4 protein-coding genes are annotated in these 4682 nt (G+C 69.6%); 1 reads left to right on the forward strand and 3 read right to left on the reverse strand.

Annotated elements, in window-relative coordinates; genetic code table 11:
- Positions 1-40 precede the first annotated feature (40 nt).
- The 3 genes from RUMESO_RS02125 to RUMESO_RS27640 all read right to left on the reverse strand — a co-directional run bounded on the left by RUMESO_RS02125 (position 41) and on the right by RUMESO_RS27640 (position 3266).
- On the reverse strand, positions 41-1069 hold the full coding sequence (locus RUMESO_RS02125) for an ABC transporter permease (RefSeq protein ID WP_037277735.1): 1029 nt from the start codon (positions 1067-1069) through the stop codon (positions 41-43).
- Between the two features lie 108 nt (positions 1070-1177).
- Positions 1178-2299 carry an ABC transporter substrate-binding protein gene (locus RUMESO_RS26020; RefSeq protein WP_211262749.1) on the reverse strand — a complete coding sequence of 374 codons (1122 nt, stop codon included), beginning with the start codon at positions 2297-2299 and terminating at the stop codon, positions 1178-1180.
- Positions 2205-3266: an ABC transporter substrate-binding protein gene (locus RUMESO_RS27640; RefSeq protein ID WP_211262750.1), complete on the reverse strand. Its 1062-nt coding sequence runs from the start codon at positions 3264-3266 to the stop codon at positions 2205-2207. Before RUMESO_RS27640 ends, RUMESO_RS26020 begins: the two co-directional genes overlap by 95 nt.
- A gap of 215 nt (positions 3267-3481) precedes the next feature.
- Here RUMESO_RS27640 and RUMESO_RS02135 point away from each other — a divergent pair, with 215 nt between their 5' ends.
- Positions 3482-4357, forward strand: a complete 876-nt coding sequence (locus RUMESO_RS02135; RefSeq protein ID WP_037277736.1) for a helix-turn-helix domain-containing protein — start codon at positions 3482-3484, stop codon at positions 4355-4357.
- Positions 4358-4682: the final 325 nt, after the last annotated feature.

A 4682-nucleotide genomic window follows, 5' to 3' on the forward strand; every position in this document is an offset into this window, starting at 1 on the left:
CCGGCGCGGCGGGGCGGCAGGTGGGGGTCGATCATGTCGGTCATGCCTGGTTCCCCACCCGGATGCGCGGATCGAGCAGCGCGAGCCCGAGGTCCGCGAGGATGTTGCCCACGATCAGCGTCGCCCCCAGCACGAGGAGCAGCGTCGCCGTCACGTAGACGTCCCCGATCCCCATGCTCCCCACGATGGCGGGGCCGACCGTAGCGAGGCTGAACACGATGGCCACCTCGATCTCGCCGGTCAGCATGTAGGGCAGCACCACGCCCTGATAGGCCATGAGCGGGTGCAGCGCGTTGGGCACCGCGTGCCTCATGATGACGCGGCTCTCCGGCAGCCCCTTGGCCCGGGCCGTCTCCACGTATTGCGAGTTCAGCGTGTCGAGCAGGTTCGCCCGCATCACCCGCATGTTGTAGGCGAGGCCGCCCAGCGTCGCGATGAAGACCACCGGCCAGACGTGCTGGACCAGGTTCCAGAGCTTGGCCCAGTTGAAGTCCAGCGGCCCGAGCCAGTAGGCCTGCCCGCCGTAGCGGGACGAGTAGAAGCTCCCCAGCTCCTGCACGTTCAGCTTGAAGGCCAGCACGTAGAGGATGATGAGCGCGAGGAGGAAGCGCGGGATCGTCATGCCGAGGAAGGCCACGAAGCTCAGCGCGGTGTCGATCCAGCTATACTGCCGCGTCGCCGCCAGGATGCCGAAGCCGATGCCGAAGAGGCTCGCGAGGATATGGCAGACCAGCGCCAGCATGATCGTGCGCGGCAGCCGCTCGGCCACGACCTCCGAGACGGGCTTGTTGTAGAAGAACGAGAAGCCGAAGTCGCCCCGGGTGACGATGCCGCCGATCCAGCGCAGGTACTGCACCGGCAGCGGATCGTTGAGCCCGTTCCTCTCGCGGTAGTCCTCCGCCGCGGCCTCGGCGGCGGCGACCGAGGCCCCGCCCTGGCTGATCAGGTTGGACTTGACGAAGTCGCCGTAGTCGCCCGGCGGCGCCTGGATGATGGCGAAGGTGATGACGCTCATCACGAACAGGACGGGGATCGCCTGGAGGATGCGGAAGAGGAGGAAGCGGAGCATGGGCCTGTCCTTGGCCAGGGTCCCGCCCTGAGGCGGAACGGGGGAGAGGGTCTGGTCCCTTCCCGCGGTCGGGGGGTCCGGGGGGCCCGAGGGTCCCCCGGTCTTGTCTCACGAGGCGCCGACCGGCCCCTCGCTCCCGGGCGCGCCGGGCAGCATGTCGGGATGCAGCTCGTAGTCCTGCTGCTTGTCCGTCGGCACGTAGACCTGCTCGCGGATGATGCTGTCCTCGGCCCAGTTGAACTGGAAGATCGGGGCCCCCGCCGGGATGTTGGCGAAGCGCTTGTTGATGATGAGGGCGCCCGGATAGGTCACCAGGCCCACGCCGTAGAGGTTCTCGGTGTAGAGCTTCTGGTACTGCTTCATCAGGTCGGCGCGCTCGGCCGGGTCGCGGCTCGCGATGAACTGGTTCACCACGTCCACCATCTCCTGCTCCCAGGGCAGCAGGTCGAGCTGGCCTTCCGCGTTCGCCCGGTGGTTCCACGAGGTCGTGGGCCCGGTCGGGGCGAGCTGCGTGGTGTTCTGCACCACCGTGATGATCTCGGTGGGGTTGCGGAACACCTGCCAGTCCCAGGTGCCGGCGTCGCGCGTGGCGTCGCGGTCGTTGCCCGACAGCGTGTTCAGCGCGACCTGGATCCCGGCCTCCTCCAGCATGGCGACCACGCCCTCGGCGAGGTTCTTGTCCGTCTGGTAGTCGCCGTTCACGAGCAGGGTGAGCTGCACGTTCCCGCCGCCCGCGGTGCCCTCGGGGAAGTTGTAGAACCCGTCCCCGTCGGTGTCGCTCAGCCCCGCGGCCTCGAGATGCGCCTTCGCGCTCTCCAGGCTGTAGGGGTAGAACACCGTCGAGGCGTCGTCGTAATAGGCCGTCCCCGGGTAGAGCCCGCCCGCGTATTGCGCGATGAACGGCCCCTTCACCAGGCTCTCGCCCAGGCGCTGCCGGTCGATGGCCTGGCTGACGCCGATGCGGAAGTCCTCGTTGCGGTTGAGCTCGCGCACCGCCTGCGCCCGCTCGTCGGGCTGGCCCCAGCCGTTCCCGGACAGGTTCGGGTAGAGCGAGTAGCCGATGATCCGCGGCCCGAACTGGAGCCGCGCCGGCGCGTCGTCCTCGGCCGACCGCCGCAGCGACTCGACGAAGTTCTCAGGCTGCTCCAGGTTCGAGAAGTCCCCGGTCCCCGCCACCGCCTGCACGTCGCGGTCCGCCCAGGTGCTCAGGCGGTATTGCAGCTCGTCCATGTAGGGGGAGCTGGTTCCCGTCCGAATCCACCTTCCAGTAGTAGGGGTTGCGCCGAAGCACGACGATGTCGTCCGGCCGGTATTCGACCGGCACCCAGGCGCCCATCACCGGGAAGTTCATGTATTCCGGCGGGAAGGCGTTGCGGAAGCTGTCGTAGGTGGCCTCCTGGTTGTACTTCGGGTGCTGCGGCTCGAGGATGTGGCTCGGCCCCGGGCAGAAGGTCCCGTAGGCCATCGCGTAGAGCACCTGCTCCGGGAAGGGCGAGGTGAAGTGCCAGGTGAACTGGTAGGGCCCGTCGATGGTCATCGTGGTCCCGGTGCCGAAGGTCTCGGGGGAGGCGCCGTTCAGCGGCGTGACCTCCGGGTCCATGACCTCGTCCTCCCAGTAGAATCGGATGTCCTCGGTGTCGAAGGGATCGCCGTCCGACCACTTCGCCCCCTCGATCAGGTGCACGGTCAGCGAGGTGCCGTCCTCCGACCACTCCCAGGACTTCGCGAGGTTCGGCAGCGGCTGCAGGTCCTCGGGCTTCACCTCGAAGAGGGGGCCGGTGCGCGTCAGGCACTCGTACATGCCGATGTCGATGCCGCCCCAGCCCTGGCTCTGCCCGGCCGAGTAGTTCCAGCCCTCGGGCCGCCCGCCGATCACGTGGCGCATCACGTCGCCGTAGGTGCCCACGCCGTCTGCCATGGTGGCGGTGTCGTAGACCACCGGCTCCTTGGGCAGGCGGTCGGCCAGGGGGGGCAGCTTGCCCGCGTCCACGAAGGCCGTGACCCAGTCGGGCTCGTGATACTCGGGCAGCGCGCGATAGGTGTAGATCTGGTCGCGGTTGACGAAGACGGGCTCGCCCTGCGCCGGGAACTCGGGCGGGGCGGGCGGCGTGGTGGGCTCCACCATCTGCGCCCGGATCGCCCCGGGCGCGGTCCCCAGAAGCAGCGCGGCCATCAGCACGCGCGATTGCATCCTCATGTATCCAGTCCTCCCCACGAGCCTCTCCGGACCCGGTTGTCCCATCCCGGAGGGCTCCGACGCCGTCCCGCGCCTTTCCGTCCCGGGCCGATGCCGCGGCCTCCCCCGTCGCCGGGGCCAGTCGCGGTGATGAGGACCATGGACCCGCGACCGCTTTCGCGGCAATACCGGAAACAGACATTCTCTTCCGGTTTCCTAAGGTCCCCTCCCGCGCCATGCCCCAGCCCGTCCCCCGCGCCGAGCGCCGCTTCTACGCCGAGGACCGCGCCATCGGCCGCTTCGGGATGCGCATCTTCGAGCCCCAGCTCATGCCCCGCCCCCACTGGCACGGCCATGTCGAGGTCAACATCCTGACGGGCGGCTCGATGACCTACCTGATCGAGGGGGGCGAGCTCGTGGTCCCGCCCGGCCGCCCCGTCCTCTTCTGGGCCAACCTTCCCCACCAGCTCGTGACGCTGACGCCCGACGGCAGCGGCCCGCTCCGCCTCTCCAACATCTACATCCCGCTCGACCGCTTCCTCTTCATGCCGCACATCGCGCGGCTGCAGGGCGCTCTCCTCGCCGGAGGCCTCGTCGCCCTCGACCCCGCGCTGCTGACCGAATCGCAGGTCGCCGCCTGGTATCGCGACTACCGCTCCGGCGACCCCGAGCGGCGCGAGATCCTGTTCATGGAGATCAACGCCCTCCTCCGCCGCGCGCTGCTCGACAGGCTCACCTACCTCCGCGCGCCCATGGCCGAGCCCGAGGCCGGCCGCTCGCCCCAGTCCACGCGCATCCGGCACGTCGTGGCGATGCTGCGCTTCATCATGGAGAACCTCTCCGCCCCCATGACCAACGCCGATGTCGCGGGCGTCACGGGCCTCCACGAGAACTACGCCCTGTCGCTCTTCACCTCGGTGATGAACGTCCCCATGCGCAAGTTCATCATCCGGATGCGCCTCCTCCGCGCCCAGGCGCTCCTCCTCGAAAGCAACGCCACGGTGGCCACGGTCGCCCTCCAGTCCGGCTTCCCCTCCATCAGCCAGTTCTACGACCACTTCGGCCGGGCCTACGGCGCCACGCCCCAGGCGCTGAGGGAGGGGAGGGCCTGACGCGCCCCGTGCCGCCCACCCTGGCCCATCCCCGTCGTGCGGGGTTCCCCCCACCACGCGCCGGCTGGATTCTGCCGGCGCGATCCGCTCTCGCCCATAGGGTGCGCACTCGCCTGCACCGCACCGGCGGCACGGAAAGGCCCGGCCCTGCCATCTCCCCTCCTCCGTCGGGCGGGGTTCCACTCCACCGGCAACGCCGGCCCGGAGCACGACGGCTCCGCCCCGCCGTAGGGTGGGCTTCAGCCCACCATCCCCGGCCCGCTCGGGGCGGTGATTCGTCCCGTGCCGCTGGCGGGCTGAATCCCGCCCCACGGGGCGACGCAAC

Origin of the sequence: Rubellimicrobium mesophilum DSM 19309 (genome assembly GCF_000600335.2) — a bacterium.
Taxonomy (GTDB): domain Bacteria; phylum Pseudomonadota; class Alphaproteobacteria; order Rhodobacterales; family Rhodobacteraceae; genus Rubellimicrobium; species Rubellimicrobium mesophilum.